1 pseudogene is annotated in these 252 nt (G+C 42.1%); it reads right to left on the reverse strand.

The window, feature by feature from the left end:
• Positions 1–252, reverse strand: a pseudogene (locus FC83_RS17165) (RNA-guided endonuclease TnpB family protein); the annotation flags it as partial.

Raw genomic sequence — 252 nt, forward strand, 5'->3', positions numbered from 1 at the left:
TTTATCTTTCTTACCGGTGGCATAGGCCATGGGTTTGCGTCGCAGCTGCGTCTGAATAGTTTTATAACGGGCAACCGTTGTTTTGATCGCAGAGATGGCCAGTTGGGATTTCAGTCCAAAGTGTTGTCGCAAGTCTCGATAAAGCTTTTTGTGAATCTTGAGAACATTCAATTCAAGACCATTGTTAAAAATATACTCAGAAACATGATTGCAGGCTGAGCGATATTGTTCACTGGTCTCCTGAAATTTAGC

It is taken from the genome of Agrilactobacillus composti DSM 18527 = JCM 14202 (genome assembly GCF_001436375.1).
GTDB classification, from domain to species: Bacteria; Bacillota; Bacilli; order Lactobacillales; family Lactobacillaceae; genus Agrilactobacillus; species Agrilactobacillus composti.